The following is a 16,915-nucleotide window of genomic DNA, read 5'->3' as shown; positions in this document are numbered from 1 at the left end:
GCTTTCCGGCTGCCGCGCCCGGCCGGACGGACGCCGCAGGCGCGGCGCCCCGGTCGGCCGACGACCCGGTCAGGCGATCCGGGCCTCCCCGTACGGGACCAGGCGGACCGGGCCCAGCAGGCCGTACGCCGCCCGGGTCAGACCGCCGTACACCGCGGGGTCGCTGACGCGCAGACGGTTGGCGAGCGGGGTGGCCACCTCGACCTCGATGGTGTTGGTGCCGCGTCGGAGCAGGTCGCCGAGGTCCACCACGGGGTGGATCTGGTCGACCGGGTCGAGCCGGTGGCCGTTGACCGTCACCCGGCAGGTGTCGGTGACCGAGCCCAGCTCCAGACGCGCGCCGTGCCCGCCGGTCCAACCAGGACCGAGGGTGAAGGTGGTGCGGTAGCGGCCGATGCCCGAGACATCGGCCAGCTCGGGGATCTGCGACCAGGGCACCAGCGCGTCCAGCGTCACCTCGTGCTCGACGACAGTCGTCCTGGTGGCCGAGGCACCCGGTCGCCAGTCCTGGACACGCAGGTTCCACGACGTCAGTTCCCTCGGCTCCGGGATGTCCTTGAGCGTGGCGCTGACGGCGCGTCCCTTGGAGAGCGAGGTCCGGTACGTACCCGAGGCCGTGGCCCGCACGGTGAGGCCGGCGTCGGTGAAGCGCACCTCCTCGGCCTCGCTGTCGACGGCGTACGGACGGGAGCCGTTGCGGTCACCGAACAGTCCCGGCCTGCCGATGGCCACGATCAGGGTCTCCGCGGGCTGCAAGGTGACCCGTACGGTCACCGAGTCGCCGTCCTCCGTGTAGCGGGCGACGCGCTCCGCCTTCCCGGTCCACGGGTCCAGCAGGTACGGCACACCCTTGGCCGTGGTGCGGTGCAGGGTCACCTCGTGGTCGATCGCGGCGACCGCCGGCTTGACCGTCTCGGCGTGCTTGCCGTTGCACAGGTAGTAGTAGTCGACCCCGTCGGCCACCCGGTGGGCGTTGAGGAGGGTCGAAGCGCTCCCGTACGTGACGTCGGGCCGCACCCCGAGCGCGGTCAGCGCGTCGCCGACCAAAGTCTTGTCGGTGACCGTGCGGACCAGCGGCCGGGCCAGCAACTCCTTGACCGCCGACCGCAGTTCGTCACTCTCGCCGGTGTCCGGGACGCCGGGCGGCACCACCGTGTCCCAGGCGCCGAGCAGCACGATCGGCAGTCCGGCGCGGCTGAACCGCAGCAGGGCGCGCGCGTCGCGCAGGGCGAGCGTCACCGTGGACCCGTAGAAGAAGTCGCCCTCGACGAACAGGGCCTTGTACGCGGGGCCGTCCGGTGCGAGCCGTCCCTTGCGCACGACGGCGGAGGGCAGGTCCAGGAGCGGGCCGCTGAGGAACTGGTGGCTCCAGCCGAGGGTGATGCCCGTCGAGGTGAACCAGGACGCGCCGATGCCGGTGGCCGTGTAGCCGGTCTGCCGGAACACCGCCACGTCCGCCTTGGCCCGGCCCGTCTGCAGCACCTGGTGGACCCGGCCGAGGTAGCCGGAGACGTCGGAGACGTGCTTCCAGGTGGGATGCCGGGGACCCCAGGACTCGCCGTACCCGGCCACACCCTTGTACGGGGTGAAGGCCGCGTAGCCCGGCCAGTTGACGCCCGGGAACTCGGCGTAGGAGAAGCCGTGGACGACCGTCTGGTTGACCCCGGCGGCGTAGGCGCCGCCCATCGTGCGCAGGAACTTCTGCCAGGTGGTGCTGTACGCGCCGCCCGCGTACGCGCCGGCCTCGCACGAGAGCACCGTGTTGCCGGCCATGTCCCGGCCACCGGCCAGGCAGCGGTAGTCGTCGAGGTTCTTGAAGCCCAGCGACTCGCCCTCGGGGATGTCGAGGATGGCGGCCGAGGCGATGGCGTCGGTCTGCAACCCGTAGGGCTGGGAACGCAGTTGGAGTCCGAGTGAGTGGGCCCAGGTGCGCAGCGCCGTGACGTGGTGCTTGTTGAAGAGGGTGGAGACCGTCTCCCAGAAGTCGTGCCGGATCTGGCGGGTGACGGCGGCCTCGAAGGCGTACACCTGGTTGCTGTTGTCCAGGACCAGGGCGGGCAGCAGCGGCAGCAGGGAACGGCCGGTGTGGTCACGGAACGCGTCGGGCAGGCCCGGTGTCCACTGCAGTCCGTCGGTCTCCAGCTCGATGGAGTCCTCGAAGAGCGCGCCGCCGGACACCTTCAGCAGACGGCGGACGGACTTCGTGAGGATGTGCTTCTCCCAGAAGTCGGTCACCGCGCGCGTGCCGGCCGCGCTGAAGTGGTCGACGACGTAGGCGGGCGGGTCGGTGTGCGGTCCCGCCTCCGGCATCTGGCCGGAGCCGCGCACCCAGTACGAGATCACCACCCAGGTGCCGTCGTCGGGCGCGGTCCAGTCCAGGGCGCCGTCGGCGACCGCGGAGGTGAGGTCGCGGACCGAGTCGAGGTCGAGGCCGGTCTCCTTGCGGGTGGAGTTCGCGGTGTTCACCCGGGCCGCCTGCACCAGGAGCAGCCGCTGCGCGGTCACCCCCGACGCGGCCTCGTGCACGGGCTTCGGGACGGGTCCTGAGAACGTGGCGCCCGGGGCCAGGGTGGCCGCTCCGTGGGCGAGTTCCTTGACGGCCGCGTCGCTGTCGGGGGTGATGCCGGGGACGGCGGCGGGCCAGCTGGGCCCGACGGTGAGGTCCACGGTGAGACCGCGCCGGGCGGCCTGGCTCAGCGCGGCCTCGACTCCCGCGACCCAGGCGGCGGTTCCCCAGCCGTGGCGGGCCGTGTCCAGCGAGGAGGTGTCGCTGACGCTGTGATGGACGGCGGCTATCTCGGCGCCGCCGAAGCCCGCGTCGGCGATCTGGTCGATCTCCCGTCTGATCTCGTCCGGCTGCACCAGGCCGTCGGGCCACCACCAGCGGAACTTCGGGCGCACCGCGCGGCCCGGCTCGGCGAAACGCAGGGAGGAGGAGCCGGTGGCTCCCGCGGTGGCGGCCGGGGCCGCGGCCGAGGCGCTGCCGGGCGCCGCCCAGTCGAGGACGCCTGCGGCGGCCGCCGTGGCCGCCGCCGCGGCGAGGACGGTACGGCGAGGCAGGCCCGCCCGGGGAACTGCGGTGTGGTCGTTCATGGTTCTTGTCCGCTCTGGAGCTTGAGACTGGAGGGCAGCACAAAGAGGACCCCTTCAGGGCCCGGGGGAGTTGAATCGTTTTAATCGCTACGACGATGCGAAAGTAAGTCGCTCGATCAAGAGGCGTCAAGAAGCGCGCACGACACAAATTTCTGCGCGGCCGGGCCGGACAGCGCGCGGGAGGTTCCCTATCGGCGGATGTCCTGCACCTCACCGAAGCCGCCCGTCGGGCTCCAGCGCAGCCGCGTGAGCCACTCCGTGGACGACCTCGTGAACAGCAGGTCCTCGGTGCCGGCGACGGGTGCGGCCTTCTCCCAGCCGTCGAAGTCCTCGGTCGCCCTGGTGTCCCAGGTCGCCAGGCTGCGCGTACCGACCGCCGCGACCGACTCCGTCGGCGGTTCACCGTCCGCGCAGTACACGCCCCAGTTCGCCATCGCCGCGACCGTGTCGCGGAAGACCTTGAGCGTGATGCTCCGGCACGCGTCGCCCTCGGTCGCGTACACCAGTCGCGGCCTGCTCCACGGTCCGCCCGCGGTGTCCTGGTGCTGCTCCATGAGGCCGCGCCCGGCCGTGTAGTACATGCCGAGCCGACCGCCGTCGCCCCACGGGACGTCCTCGACGAAGCGGGCGTGGGACGGGGCGGGGGAGCCGCTGCCGGTGTCCCCCGTGCCCTCGCCCCCGGCTCCCTGTTCCGTGCTCCCGCAGGCAGCGGTGGCCGTCAGGAGTGCGACCGCTGCCGCCGCCGCGGCCCGGGCCGACCGGCGCGGACCCCGTACTCGTCGCATGTGTCTCCCCGATCTCGCTGTGCGGATGCGGTCCATGGGATCACGACGGGCGGAGCCTGGTCACCCGAAGACGTTGTCCGCCTCGTCCCAGATGAACGGGTCGGTGGCGGGCGGGGGCGGCAGAGCCCGCGGGGTGCGCGACGACGACTGGTACATCGCCTCGATCTCGGCCGCGTACCGCTCCGCGATGGCGTCCCTGCGCAGCTTCATCGACGGCGTGAGCAGCCCGTTGGCCAGGTCGAACGCCTCCGGCAGCACCCGGTACACCCGGATGGACTCCGAGCGCGACACCGTGGAGTTGGCCGCGCCGACCGCGCGGTTGATCTCCTCCCGCAGGGCGTGTTCCTCGCGTACTTCGCGGTCGTGGGCGTCGCCCGGCACGGCGTGGATCGAGCGCCAGTGGGCGAGGTACTCGGGATCGAGCGTGATCAGGGCCCCCACACAGGGCCGGTTGTCGCCCACGACGACCGCCTGGTGGACCAGCGGATGGACCCGCAGACGCTCTTCGAGGGCCGCGGGGGCGACACTCTTGCCGCCGCTGGTGATGACGATGTCCTTCTTGCGGCCGGTGATGCTCAGATAGCCCTCGTGGTCGAGCTGCCCGATGTCGCCGGTGGCCAGCCAGCCGTTGTGGAGCGCGGCGCGGTTGCCCTCCTCGTCGTTGACATAGCCCTGGAAGACCGAGGGCCCCCGGACGAGGATCTCCCCGTCGTCGGCGACATGGACCTCCGTGTCGGGCAGCGGCTGTCCCACGGTGCCGAACTTCTCGCGGCCGACGGGCTGGGCCGTGATGCCGCCACTCGTCTCCGTGAGCCCGTACCCGTCATGGACGAAGATCCCGATGCCCGAGTAGAACAGGGCCAGTTCACGGTTGAGGGGGGAGCCGCCCGAGACGGCCCCGCACACCCTGCCGCCCAGGGCCGCGCGCAGCTTGCGGTACACCGTCTTGTCGTAGACGGCGTGCTGCAGCCGCAGATCGAGGCCGGGGCCCGCGCCGGTGCCCAGCCGCTGCCGCTCGGCCGCCGCGGCGAAGTCCTGCGCGGTGCGCACGGCACGCTCGAACAGGGTGCCCTTGCCCGCCTCCTCGGCCTTGCGGAGGAAATTCTTGTACAGCTTCTCGAAGACGTACGGGACGGCGTAGAGATACGTGGGCCGGAACGACAGCAGGGCCTCGGCCAGGGTCTCCGCGCGCAGGTCGGGCTCGTGGCCCATGAGGATCCCGCCGCGCATGCACAGCCCCTGGATCATGAGGCCGTACACATGGGAGAAGGGCAGGAAGGCCAGGACGGCGGGCTGCTGACCCGGGGGCGCGGCGGTGTGTCCCCAGCCGGCCAGGAGGGTGTCGCAGGGGCTCGCCAGACTGCTGTGGCTCAGCGCGCAGCCCTTGGGGTGTCCCGTGGTGCCCGAGGTGTAGGCGATGACGGCCGTCGAGTCCGGCAGCACGATCCGGCGCATCGACTCGACGGTGGTGACCGGCACCGACAGACCCGCCTCGGCCAGGTCCGCGAGCGCCCCGGCGTCGAGCTGCCAGACGTGCCGCAGGGACGGCAGCGTGGCGCACACCGAGCCGACCGTCATGATGCCCTGCTCGTCCTCCACCACCACGGCGACGCAGCCCGCGTCCTTGAGGATCCACGCGACCTGCTCGTGCGAGGAGGTCGGATAGATCGGGACGATCTCGGCGCCCACCGTCCACAGGGCGTAGCTGAGCACGGTCCACTCGTAGCGGGTGCGTGCCATGACGGCCACGCGGTGGCCCGGGAAGATCCCGGCCGCGATGAAGCCCCGTGCCACGTCCACCACCTGGTCCCGCAGCTCGATCGCGGTGACCTGCGACCAGGCTGCGGGAGAGGTGTCGGAGCGGCGTGCCAGTTGCGGCATGAGGGGATCGCGTTCGGCTGTCTCGAAGAGACTGTCCGCGAGCCCGCCCTGCATCAGGGGCGAGGCCTGTCTGGATACTTCCAAGGGGTGCATGTGCCGCTCCAGAATCTCCTCAGAGCGCCCCTCCGATGGAGTCCGGAATCGAGGGCGTTCGAAATCTAGCCCACGACGGCGGGAGTTGGGTCACGAACGGACGATCGACCTGTCCTGATCTCGTTGCGCTGCGCCACCGAGCCACTTCAGTCCGTCGAGCAGAAAACGGTTCTGGAAGGCACTGGCGAAGGTCGACGACAGCGGGGTGTTCGTCGCGTAGTCCATCGCGTTGTGACCGACGTTCGCGTAGAGCATCCGGTACTTGGTGTTGGTCCACAGAACCGGGTAGTAGCCGCTGTACCAGGTCTGGTTCGGATCAGTGCCGACGGGGAAGCTGCTCTGGTCGATGGAGGCCAGGATCCTGATGTCCGGATTGCGCCGTAGGTCGTTCGACCAGCTGTACCACTCGTTGACCGAGGACGCGAAGGTGGCGGGCAGGTTCCTGGTCGAGGCGTGTGTGCGGTCCTCCACCCGCAGAGTGGCCGACGTCGGCCCCCAGGTGTTCGACTTGAAATTGCCGCTGCCGAGGAACTGCTGGTGGTACCAGGGCCATTGCTGCGCCTCGGTCGTGAAGGCGCAGACGTGGAAGCCCAGCCAGCCGCCGCCCGCGCGCATGTACCGCTCGAAGCCCGACCGCTGGGCGGCGCTCTGCGGCAGGTCGTCGAGGAAGAGGACGACCTGGTACGCGTCGACGCCCCCGTTGGACAGCAGGTTCCAGTCGGTGCTCGCCGTGTAGGTGAAGCCGTTCTCGGCCGCCCGCGCGGGGAACCACTGGTTGGCCTCGCGGGTGAAGCTGATGTGCGCGGCGTCCCATGTCCCGCTGTAGAGGGCGAGCACCTTGAAGGGTGCCGCCTTCGGGGCCGCGTGGGCGGGCGGCGCCGCCAGTCCCAGCAGGGTCGCCAGCAGGACGAGCACCTGCAGGGCGATGCGCACCGGCCCGGACGTTCTGATGCCGTTCATGATGTGCCCCTTCCTGTACGTCGACTCGTTGGGGGTGCGCGCCGTCACGGGTAGCTGACGAGGTTGGCGACGTTGGTCGCGGAGTTGGACGGCCCGCCGCGGTCGTTGACGACATGGCGGATCGTGCCGGTGCCGCCGAGCGAGACCGTCACCATGCTGCGGAAGCGCACGTTCGCCGCGTTCGGCGCCTCGATGGCGTGTTCGGCGGTGACGGCCGGGTTCACGTTGAAGTAGCAGTAGCTGCCGAAGCCGTACACCTGGTGGCTGGTCACGGAGTTCGCGACCTTGTAGGCGGCGTAGCCCTGCGTGGAGCCGTTCATCCAGGCCGCCTGGTTGGGCGGGTCGTAGGGCATCTCGTTCTGGTAGAAGTACGTGCGCCCGCCGTTGCCGTTCCAGATCGTCTGGTGCTTCTGGTAGTGCTCGACGAACAGGCCGTACATGGTGACGTCGTCGCCGTTGACCACGAGCCCGGTGTCGGCGGTGTTGGTGTTCCAGCCGACGCCGTTGCCGTGGTCGGCGCGCCAGATCCACAGGTGGTCGCCGATGACGTCGTCGCTGTTGACCGTGAGGCTGGTGGTGGCCTTGCCGACGGCCGCGCCGCCGACCCGGAAGAACACGTCGTGCAGGGAGCTGGGGTTGGCGCCGTGATCGGCGGAGGAGCCGCCCGGGCCCATCTCCAGGAGCTGCGCCGAGTTGGTGGTGCCCGCGTCGAAGAGGATCCCGGCGAGCTTGACACCGTCCACGTCCGCGACCGTCATGGCGGTCACGCCGTTGTCCGGGATGAAGGTCGCAAGGCCCAGACCCAGGACGACGGTGTCCGGGCGGGTCACCTTCATCGTCTGGTTCAGGTGGTAGACCCCCGGAGTGACCAGCAGGTTCTTGCCCTGGGCGAGGGCGTCGTTCAGCTGTGCCGCGGTCGCGCCGGGCTTGACGACGAAGAAGTCCGACAGCGGCAGCGAGCTGCCCGCCGGGGTGCCGGCCGCCCAGGTGGTGCCGCGCGAGTCGGTGCGTACGGCGGGGACGAACACCTTGTACGCGCCGGCCTGGTCGACGTACAGGAAGGGCTTCTCGCGGGTGACGGGCGCCCGGTCGACCGTGGTGTACGGGGGGCTGGGGAAGGTGTTCGCGGGGGCGTTCTGCGCGCCGACGAAGACCATGTTCCAGTTGGAGCCCGTCCAGCTCGACCACTCGGTGTTCCGTGACAGCCACTGCTGCTGCGAGCCCGACCTGACCTGCCCGTCGATCTTCGTGTCGGCCATGTAGCCGCCGCTCGACCACCCGCCGTCGTCGAGCTGGAGGTTGCCGCGCAGATGCATCCGGCGGTACGGGGCGGCCTGCGAGACGGCCCAGCGGTCGGTGCCCGAGGTCGGTGTCACGGACAGGTTCTCCGCCGAACGCCAGAAGTTCTGGGTGGCGTTGCCCTGGAACCAGTCGGCCTCGGCGTGCACCGCGCCCCGGATGGTGACGTCGTCGGGGGAGAGGCCGAGCCCCGCGACCTGGGTGTAGAAGCCGACGTTGGCGTTCGCGTCGTAGGTGCCCGGCTTGAAGAGGAAGGCCTTGCGGGCCGTGCCGAACTGGTTCGTCTCCTGCTGGGCGAAGGCCGCGTCGAGGCTGTTCTGGATGGTGGCGGCCGGGGTGGACGGGTCGAACACGGTGACGTTCGGGCCCAGATCCGGTGTGCCCGGCGGCTGTTGGGCGTCCACGGCGTCGACGCGGAAGGACTGCGCCGCGGAGCCGTTGCAGGTCCACTGCTGGAGCTGGACGCCGTCGGCGGTCGACGCGCTCGGCACGTCGAGGCACTTGCCGCTGTTGCGGTTCACGAAGTGATAGGTCGTCCCGGACGCGTCCGCGACGGGCTGCCACTGCTGGTTCGTCCCGCCGCCGTACGTCCACAGCTGCACGGCCGCGCCGTCGGCGACCGACACGTCGGCGACGTCCCAGGTCTTGGTGGCGTCGGCGCGGTTGTCGACCCGTACCCGGCCGTCGGAGGTGTCGCGCAGCTGCCACTGCTGGGCCTGGCTGCTGTTGCACGCGTACTGCTGGACGGCGGTGCCGTCGGCCGTTCCGGCGCCCCGGGCGTCGACACACTTGCCGCTGCCCGCGTTGACGACGGTGGCCCAGCCCGTGGGGAGGGCGGCTGCGGCCTGCTCGGCCCGCGGCGCGGGCGGGGCCGCCGCCACGGCGCCCGCCGCCGACGCCACCAGGGCGAGGGTGGTGAGCAGGGTGGGTATCCGGCGGCCCGGTGCTCTGGGCGACCTCGGTGATCCGACCGGTGATCCTGTCGATCCGAACACGGATTCTCCTGTGCGTGGGGGGTTGGGGTGGGGGGTGAGAAGACGACGTACAGGTCCGTGTTCACGGACAACGTGTTCACGGACATGAACGATGAGCGCATTCGTGGAATCTCGGCGATCGGTGAACCTAAAGGTCTGAACCAAGCGCGTCAAGATGTGAAGCAAAGACGGCCGACAATCGCCCGGAGCCCGCAAGGAATTGAAGGCGGCGCGTTCTCTGAAGGGGCGGTCCGCGATACCCCTCATTACGATGAAGAGGATCGTCGCGCCGCCCCACGGCCGGTGTGCGAGGGGGCCGACCGACGTCAGGAGGGCCGCCGTGAGCACGATCGCGGTGAAGGCCGCCCACTTGAGGAGCGGACTCGTCCTCCCGTACGCGGAGGCGGGATATCCCGAGGGCGCCCCCGTCGTCTTCGTGCACGGCCTCGCGGACTCCTGGTGGGCGTTCGAGCCCCTGCTCAGACAGCTCCCCGCCGCCCTGCACGGATACGCCCCCACCCAGCGCGGCCACGGCGACGCCGAACGGCCCGCAGACGGCTACGGCCCGGAGGACTTCGCAGCCGACCTGGTGGAATTCCTCGACGCGGCGGGCATCGGCCGGGCCGTCCTGGTCGGCGCGTCGAGCGGCGGTGTGGCCGCGCGGCTGGTCGCGGGCAGCCATCCCGACCGGGTGGCGGGTCTGGTCCTGGCGGGCGTCCCGGCCACCCTCGCCGACAAGCCGGCCGCCGTGGCGCTGGGGGAGCAGGTCAAGGATCTGGTCGATCCCGTGCCGCGCGCCTTCGTCGAGGAACTGCTCACCGGCCTCACGGCCCGCCCACTCGGACGCGGACTCCTCGCGACGATCGCCGAGGAGAATCTGAAAGTGCCCGCGCGGGTGTGGCAGGAGACCGTGCGCGGCCTGCTGGAGACGGACCTGGCCGCCACCCTGAAGGGAATCCTCGTCCCCACACTCGTGCTCTGGGGCGACGCCGACGGCATCCTGCCGCGCGCCGACCAGCAGCGGCTCCTCGACACCCTCTTCGACGCGAGGCTCGTCGTGTACGAGGGCGCCGGTCACGCCCTGTACTGGGAGGAGCCCGAACGGCTCGTCCAGGACGTCGCGGCCTTCGCCGCCGAGGTGCTGCCCGACCGTCCCGACGGCCGGGCAGCACCTCGTACCTGACGTGTGAGCGGCTGCTGAAGTTGCGTTGCTCAGCCGCTGGTCACGCGCTGATCAGGCGTTGGGGTCGAACGCGATCCCCGACGGCTTCGCCGACGAGAGATGCGAGTTGAACGTGCTGTCCTTGATGCCGAGCGTCGCACTCCCGAAGTTGTACGAGGTCAGCGTGTCACGCAGGCTGCCCGGGTAGCCGTTCCAGCCGACCAGCGGGGGGCGCTGCCAGGTCCCCTTGTGGTTCTCCGGCGGCTCGTCCCCCGCGGTCGCGGCACGGAAGCAGTGCGTGCTGATCCCGTCCTTGTGGTAGACGACCTTGGCGTGCGTCCCGTCCCAGCGGATCGCCGAGCGGTTGTGCACGGTGAACGAGCCGTGGTTGGACGTCGAGACGTACTGCGCCTCGTTGTTCTGCACCCAGACCACGACGTGCTCCCAGTCGTGCCGGTGCCCGCCGAGCCCGCTGCCGGCCACCGCCTGGTCCTTCTCGAAGTAGGACCCGTAGACGATCGCGCACCAGCCGTTGTTGCACTTGGAGCGCGAGTAGGTGTTGACGCTGTCCAGGTCGGAGGCGTCTCGGCACTGGCCGTTCAGGGCGCCGCTCGGGTTGAGCCCGCCGTTGACCGTACCGTCGGGGCCGATGGCCGACGTGGCGTAGCAGCCGTCCGTGTCGTAGTCGTAGGTGGGCTGGAACGTCGAGTCCAGCGCGTCCGCGTTCGCGGGCAGCGCGGGCGGCGGCGCCGCCAGGGCGGTGGCCGGGAACACGAGGACCAGAGCCGCGGCGCCCGCCAGTACGCCGAGCGACTTCCGGCCCAGACGCCGGGATCCGAGGGACTTCGATGCCGGTCTGCCGTTCACAGGTGTCCTCCTCATCGGCCCCGAGCAGGCCAACGCCCTTTGTGACATGTGCAGTTCAGAGTCGCGGATTTTCACTCGCGTGCCAAGAGGCCCCAGAGGTCACAACGGTTACGGAGCGCCCAACACTTGTCGCTCGACCGGCCCAAGAACGTCACACACGTGGAGGGTTGATGGAAAGCTGTGCCGCATGAGCGCGCCTCAGGCCACCCGCCCGACGGGTGACGGGCTCACCGGCCCCCGCCCGCCCGCACCGGCGGCCGAAGGTGAACGACCGCGCGGCTTCGCCGGGTTGTCGCGACATGTCCGCTCGGCGCGGCGCCGGCGGTGGCTGTACGCGCTGGCCGTCGTCGCACTCCTCGCCCAGATGGCGGTCGCGATGGTCACCACCGCCGTCGAGCAGACCCCCACCATCGACGAACCCGTGTACGTGGCCTCCGCCGAGGTGTACCTCAAGGAACGCAGCTTCCGTTACAACCCCGAACACCCGCCCCTGGGCAAGCTGATCATCGCGTCCGGCCTGGTGTTCACCGACGCGCACCTCGACGCGGACTTCACCGGGAGCCAGACGGCACTCGGACGGCACGTCCTGTACGAGTCGGGCAACGACCCCGCCCGCCTGATGCTGTACGCACGCCTTCCGGTGATCGTCCTGACGCTGCTGTTCGGACTGGTCGTCCTCGCCTTCGCCCGCGACCTCACCGGCCCGAGCGGCGGCCTCGTGGCCCTGGCCCTGTACGCGTTCTCCCCGGACGTCATCGCCAACGGCTCGCTGGCCACGCTCGACGTGCCCGCGACCGGCTTCCTGCTCACGGCCCTGTGGCTGCTGTGGCGGGCCCGCCGGCGACCCCTCCTGTGCCTCCCGCTCGCCGGGGCGGCCCTGGGCGCGGCGGCGGCCACCAAGATGAGCGTGCTGCCGGTGATCCCGGTACTGATGCTGCTGGGCGTCCTGTCGTACTGGCACGCCCGCCGGAATCCGCCGGAACCCGACACGGGACCCCGGACACCCGGACCAGGCGCACGGCCCCGGCTCCCGGCACTCGACACCCGCGCCCGGATCGGACTCCTCGCGTACGGGGCGATGGCCGCCGTAGGGATGGCACTGATCGCGGTAGCCGTCGTATGGGCCACCTATCTCGTCGTCGACCCGCGGATGCGCTGGGCGGCCCCCGAGAACGTGCCGGACATCCGCGGTACGCGCGGCCGGATCGCGGCCTGGCTGCCCTTCCCCGAGGCCTACCGCGACGGCATGCGCATCCAGTTCGGCTTCGAGTACGACATCTGGCAGGGCTTCCTGTTCGGGCGGCTCTACGAAGGCTCCCTCTGGTACTACCTGCCGGCCGCGCTCCTGGTGAAGACTCCCCTCGGCGCGCTCGCCCTGTGGACCGCGGGCTCGGTCGCCCTGCTCGCCGTACGAGGACTGCGCCCGGCCGTCCCGTACGTGCTCGTCCCCGCCGCCGTGCTCCTGGCCATCTCCCTGCACGGCGCCCGGGACCTCGGTGTGCGCTACGCCTTGTTCATGCCGATGCTGCTGGCGGTCGCCGCCGCCGGAGTGACGCTCTCGCGGTGGCGACCGGCCCACTGGGCGACGGCGGCACTGGTCTGCTTCGTGGCGGTCAGCTCGCTGCGCACCTACCCGTACTACCTGCCGTACTCCAACGAGGCGTTCGGCGGACCGTCCAGGACGCATCAGCGGCTGCACGACTCGAACGTCGACTGGGGCCAGGATCTGGGCCGCCTCGCGGACCACCTCGACCGGCGCCGTCCCGGTGAGCGGGTCTGGCTGGTCTACAAAGGCGCGGGCGTGCCCTCGTACTACGGCATCAACGCGTCCGATCCGCTCAAGGCACCCCTCGGCGAGGTGCACGGACTGCTGGTGGTCTCCGACTCCGCGATGGCGAAGGCGGACGGGCGGCTGGCCGCGCTGCTCGACACCAGTACGCCGATCGACGACGTCGGGCACTCGATCACGGTGTTCCGGCGCCGCTGACACCGGCCGCCACGGACTGTCACCCGGCTGACCGCCACGGGAGGTCTGTTCAGTCACAACTGCCGCTCGCGCCCGGCGGGTTCGGCCGCGCCGAGGGTACGGTCGCGTCATGACGACGCGCCGTACGGGTCCCGCGAGGAGACGCGGCGCGGCCAGGGCGATCGTGACGGCCCTCCTGTGCGTACTGGCGGCGCTCCCCGCGAGGAGCGGGGCCGCACCGGAGGCCGCCGCCTCCGTACCGGACACCGCCCGGGACCTGTACGTCGGCACGTTCAACATCTACGGGAACGTCGGCCACCGGGGCGACGCCGGCGACTGGATCAGGGACGAGGCCGACGCCATCCGGGATGTCACCCTCGGTGACGTCGACCGGTGGCTGTTCATCGGCCTTCAGGAAGTCTGCAAGACCCAAGGGGAGCGCTTCGCCCGGGAGTTGGGCCTGCGCAGCGCCTTCGTCGACACCGGCACGCACTGCGCCGACGGCCAGCCGTACGGGAACACCATCCTGTTCCACTCGGCCGCCACGATCCTGCCACCGGCCCTGCTGCCCAACCCGGACGGCAGAAGCGGCGAGCGGGGCATCATCTGTGCGGTCGTCCGTCCCGCGGGCCTGCCGGACCTCGCGGGACCCCCGGTCACGGCGTGCAGCACGCACCTGACCGTCGGCGGCGGCAAGGACGGGGAACGGCGGGCGCAGACCGAGTTCATCCACGACGAATGGAAACCGGACGGCATCCACCGGCTCGGCGCCGCGGGCCCGGTAGTCCTGGCCGGCGACCTGAACGCACCGCCCGACGCGCCGGAACTCGACGTCCTGTACAGCGGCAACGGCAAGGAGGCGAGCGGCCTGCGGGAGCCCGGACCGTCGTACCTCCGGCCGACCTACGACGACGGCCGCAAGATCGACTACCTGTTCACCTGGGGCCAGGGCGCGTCAGGACGCTGGCACTGCACCGGCACGCGCCGGACCGTCAACTCGGACCACAGCTTCTACTACAGCGTGCTGTCGACGGGGACCGGATGAGGCGGCGGCCCCGGCGCGGGTGGGCGGGCGGCCTCCGGCCGGTGGACGCCCCGCGGCCGGTACCCCAGCCGGTCCGCCACGCCCACCAGATCGGCCAGCAGCCAGACGATGGCCAGCCACATCTCGGTGCCCTGGAGGCCGGGCTCCCGGCCGGGCCCCGCACCGCCCTCGCCCGGCGGGCCGAAGCCGAAACCGGCACCGTCCCGCCACTGCTCCAGCGCGTGCGCCAGCTGTTCACCGGCCCACGCCCGCGCCTCGGCGGCCCGGTGTCCGCTCTGCCGGCCGGCGAGCCACAGCGGGTGGGCCACGTCCAGCACGTTGCACGCGTTCTGGCGGCCCGCGGCGAACCAGCGCGGATCCCCGCCGTGGTCGAGCACGGTGTCCACCACCCGCTCCGGGTACGGCAGTTGCATCCCGAACTGGGCGAACGAGCCGCGCGTGAGCCGGTAGTAGCCGTTGACGAGCTGCAGTCGGCCCTCTGCCGGTGACGCGTTCCGGCCCCACATCCCGGTCCACGGATCCACCCGGGTGCCCAGCCAGCCGAACAGCGCCTCCAGAGCGCCCGGTTCGCCCGCTCCGGCGCCCAGTCCGAGGTTGTGGTGCGCGCCGGTCGCACAGCAATCCACCCAGGCACCTGCCGACCACGCCCGTGTCCGCCACGGCAGCGACTCCAGGCGGGCGACCAGTGCGCCCGCCGTCATACGCGCCACGGGGCCGACCGGGTGGGCGAAGCGGGAGCCCAGCAGCTCCAGCGCGTAGCCCACGGACAGCACGTGGTACTCGGCGGCGCCGTCGTCGATCCAGCCGTCCGCCGCACGGGCGGGCAGCACGCCGGGGCCACCGTCGTCGGCGAGTTCGGGCACCATTCCCTCGGCCGGGTCCTGCAGCGCGCGCAGCCGTTCGGCGTGCCCGGCGGCGGACAGCTGCGGCGGAGGCGTGCCGAGGAGCAGATCGGCGATCTCCACGGCGTCGCAGTGGGCGCGGACGGTCAGCGGCGCGCCGGGCCGGTCGCGATACCGGCCCGCGCCGGCGTCCCAGGCGCGCGCGAGGAGGCCTGCGGCCTGGGAACGGGCCCGGTCGGCGAACCGGGCGGCCTGGTCCCCGAGGCCGCCACCGCCCTCTGCCGTCCCGTGCCGGGCGGGGCCGGACTCGCGCCGGTCACGCAGCCTGCGGGCCGGATTGCCGGCGGCGACGGACCACGGCGGCAGATCCCTGGTCACCACCGCTCCCGCGCCCACCACGCAGTGGTCGCCGATGGTCACGCCGTCCAGGACGACGACGTTCGACCCGATCCACACGTCGTCGCCGACGGTGATGCCCTTGCTGGTCAGGGGCTGCCGGTGCACGGGGCGGTCGGGTGCGAACCTGTGGTTGAAGCCGAGCAGCGAACTGTGGGCGCCGATCCGCACCCCGTCCCCCAGGACGATCCGGCCCCGCACGGTGGCGTACGGATTGACCGTGCAGTCGGTGCCGCTGGTGACCTCGCCGGTGACGTAGGCGTGCCCGGCGATGTACGAGTTCCCGCCGAGCCGCAGCGCTTCGGTGAAGACGCCGGCGGCGGGGGAGACGAAACAGCGCGGGCCGATGCTCGCGCCGCCGTCCGTCAGCCGCTTCTGGTGGGCGGCCTGGGCGTCCCTTTGCGCGGGGGAGGCGCGCGGGCCGAAGTCCCAGGGGCAGTGGTCGAAGTAGGAGTCGTCGAGGGCGCTTTCCGAATCCATCACGCCCGATCATAGAGAGCGCTTACTGCCCCGGCAATGTCTTTGGATGCCGGGGAGGGGGCCGAACGGATGCATCGGACGCGGCGTCCGGGTGCTCGGACCGTAGCGTGAGCATGGCAAGCGGGAATCCGGTGACACGGAACCCACGCGAATCCGACACGAACCCCTGGTGGCGCGATGTGCTTCAGTGCGACGGCCGACCTCGTGGCGGGCTGCGGCATCGCCGCCGTGGGAGTGGCCTGCGTGGCGCGCACCCGCAGGGCGGCCGACCTGCCGATGGCCGCGCTGCCCCTGATCCTGGGTGGCCATCAGATCGTGGAGTCCCTGGTCTGGCGCTCCGGCGGCGGTTCGGGCCCCGCCACCGTGGCGTGGGCGGCGATCGCCCTGCCGCTGCTGGCGGTATGGGTGCCGGTTGCCGTGCTGTGCGTGGCGCCGCCGAGCGCGCGGCGGCGGCTGACGATCCCGCTCGTCGCGGGACTCGTCACCGCGGCGATCCTCTCCTACCGTCTCGCCACGCACGGGGTGACGGCCGAGATCCGCGGCCACACCGTCGGCTACGCCGTCTCCCTGCCCGCCTCGGAACTGCTGGTCGCGGGCTACCTGCTGGCCACGATCGGCTCACTGCTCCTCTCCGGCGACCGGCACCTGCGGGTGCTCGGCATCCTGGTGACCGTGGGGGCGGCGACCTGCTGGGCGCTGTGGAAGGCGGAGTTCATCTCGACGTGGTGCGCGTTCGCGGCGGTGTGCTCGCTGGTGCTGTACGGGTGGGTGCGGGGGCGGTCCGTGACACCTGTGGTGACCGGGGTGTCCGTGGACCGATGACGCCGGGTGCGGCCCCGGTGGGGGCGGGCCGCGCAGTTCCCCGCGCCCCTGACGGGGCCTGGACCGTTGCATCATTCCGCGGGCCGGTGGGGGTTGCCCGCGCCGTTCCCCGCGCCCCTTCAGGGCGGAAAGCAGGGGCGCAGCCCCGCTTTTTGGGGGCGCGGGGAACTGCGCGGCCCGCCCCCACCGGGGCCGCACCCGGCGTCATCGGTCCACGGACACCCCGGTCACCACAGGTGTCACGGACCGC

General features: G+C 71.5%; 10 protein-coding genes and 1 pseudogene. 4 read left to right on the top strand and 7 right to left on the bottom strand.

Annotated features, from left to right (window positions below; all coding sequences use genetic code 11):
* Positions 1-69: 69 nt before the first annotated feature.
* The 5 genes and pseudogenes from ACFWGJ_RS29180 to ACFWGJ_RS29160 form a co-directional block, all read right to left on the bottom strand.
* Positions 70-3,093 carry a glycosyl hydrolase gene (locus ACFWGJ_RS29180; RefSeq protein ID WP_387330481.1) on the bottom strand — a complete coding sequence of 1,008 codons (3,024 nt, stop codon included), beginning with the start codon at positions 3,091-3,093 and terminating at the stop codon, positions 70-72.
* A 188-nt stretch (positions 3,094-3,281) separates the two neighbouring features.
* Complete coding sequence (locus tag ACFWGJ_RS29175; protein ID WP_387330478.1) at positions 3,282-3,878, bottom strand: hypothetical protein; 597 nt, start codon at positions 3,876-3,878, stop codon at positions 3,282-3,284.
* Between the two features lie 60 nt (positions 3,879-3,938).
* Positions 3,939-5,852 (bottom strand): AMP-dependent synthetase/ligase, encoded by a 1,914-nt coding sequence (locus ACFWGJ_RS29170; protein WP_387330475.1) that lies wholly within the window; start codon positions 5,850-5,852, stop codon positions 3,939-3,941.
* A gap of 129 nt (positions 5,853-5,981) precedes the next feature.
* Positions 5,982-6,812 (bottom strand): annotated as a pseudogene (locus tag ACFWGJ_RS29165) (ThuA domain-containing protein); the annotation flags it as partial.
* 44 nt (positions 6,813-6,856) lie between these two features.
* The gene (locus tag ACFWGJ_RS29160; RefSeq protein WP_387330484.1) at positions 6,857-9,034 is read right to left on the bottom strand and encodes an RICIN domain-containing protein; all 2,178 of its coding nucleotides are present in this window, start codon (positions 9,032-9,034) and stop codon (positions 6,857-6,859) included.
* A 391-nt stretch (positions 9,035-9,425) separates the two neighbouring features.
* On the opposite strand from ACFWGJ_RS29160, the gene ACFWGJ_RS29155 reads away from it, so the two are divergent.
* Entirely contained in the window at positions 9,426-10,268 is an 843-nt protein-coding gene (locus tag ACFWGJ_RS29155; protein WP_387330472.1) for an alpha/beta fold hydrolase, read from the top strand.
* Positions 10,269-10,319: 51 nt separating this feature from the next.
* Here ACFWGJ_RS29155 and ACFWGJ_RS29150 read toward each other — a convergent pair whose 3' ends face one another.
* A complete protein-coding gene (locus ACFWGJ_RS29150; RefSeq protein WP_383943011.1) occupies positions 10,320-11,114 on the bottom strand; it encodes an NPP1 family protein in 795 nt (264 codons plus the stop codon).
* 187 nt (positions 11,115-11,301) lie between these two features.
* Between ACFWGJ_RS29150 and ACFWGJ_RS29145 the strand changes: the two genes are divergently transcribed.
* Together ACFWGJ_RS29145 and ACFWGJ_RS29140 are read left to right on the top strand one after the other, a co-directional pair.
* Positions 11,302-13,101: a phospholipid carrier-dependent glycosyltransferase gene (locus ACFWGJ_RS29145; RefSeq protein ID WP_387330468.1), complete on the top strand. Its 1,800-nt coding sequence runs from the start codon at positions 11,302-11,304 to the stop codon at positions 13,099-13,101.
* A 109-nt stretch (positions 13,102-13,210) separates the two neighbouring features.
* Positions 13,211-14,125: an endonuclease/exonuclease/phosphatase family protein gene (locus tag ACFWGJ_RS29140; protein ID WP_387330465.1), complete on the top strand. Its 915-nt coding sequence runs from the start codon at positions 13,211-13,213 to the stop codon at positions 14,123-14,125.
* Here the strand turns inward: ACFWGJ_RS29140 and ACFWGJ_RS29135 are convergent.
* Positions 14,095-15,843, bottom strand: a complete 1,749-nt coding sequence (locus tag ACFWGJ_RS29135; RefSeq protein WP_387330463.1) for an acyltransferase — start codon at positions 15,841-15,843, stop codon at positions 14,095-14,097. The genes ACFWGJ_RS29140 and ACFWGJ_RS29135 overlap by 31 nt on opposite strands.
* A 177-nt stretch (positions 15,844-16,020) precedes the next feature.
* Between ACFWGJ_RS29135 and ACFWGJ_RS29130 the strand changes: the two genes are divergently transcribed.
* Positions 16,021-16,665: a DUF6629 family protein gene (locus ACFWGJ_RS29130; RefSeq protein ID WP_387330460.1), complete on the top strand. Its 645-nt coding sequence runs from the start codon at positions 16,021-16,023 to the stop codon at positions 16,663-16,665.
* Positions 16,666-16,915 lie beyond the last annotated feature (250 nt).

The organism is Streptomyces sp. NPDC060205 (genome assembly GCF_042728395.1).
In the GTDB taxonomy this organism is placed as follows: domain Bacteria; phylum Actinomycetota; class Actinomycetes; order Streptomycetales; family Streptomycetaceae; genus Streptomyces.
The sequence above is the reverse complement of the archived record's forward strand: the minus strand, read 5'-3'. Positions and strand labels throughout refer to the sequence as shown.

Coding starts and splice junctions, on each gene's coding strand:
- ACFWGJ_RS29180 (WP_387330481.1), bottom strand. CDS start 3,093: ATGAACGACCACACCGCAGTTCCCCGGGCGGGCCTGCCTCGCCGTACC.
- ACFWGJ_RS29175 (WP_387330478.1), bottom strand. CDS start 3,878: ATGCGACGAGTACGGGGTCCGCGCCGGTCGGCCCGGGCCGCGGCGGCG.
- ACFWGJ_RS29170 (WP_387330475.1), bottom strand. CDS start 5,852: ATGCACCCCTTGGAAGTATCCAGACAGGCCTCGCCCCTGATGCAGGGC.
- ACFWGJ_RS29145 (WP_387330468.1), top strand. CDS start 11,302: ATGAGCGCGCCTCAGGCCACCCGCCCGACGGGTGACGGGCTCACCGGC.
- ACFWGJ_RS29140 (WP_387330465.1), top strand. CDS start 13,211: ATGACGACGCGCCGTACGGGTCCCGCGAGGAGACGCGGCGCGGCCAGG.
- ACFWGJ_RS29135 (WP_387330463.1), bottom strand. CDS start 15,843: ATGGATTCGGAAAGCGCCCTCGACGACTCCTACTTCGACCACTGCCCC.
- ACFWGJ_RS29130 (WP_387330460.1), top strand. CDS start 16,021: ATGTGCTTCAGTGCGACGGCCGACCTCGTGGCGGGCTGCGGCATCGCC.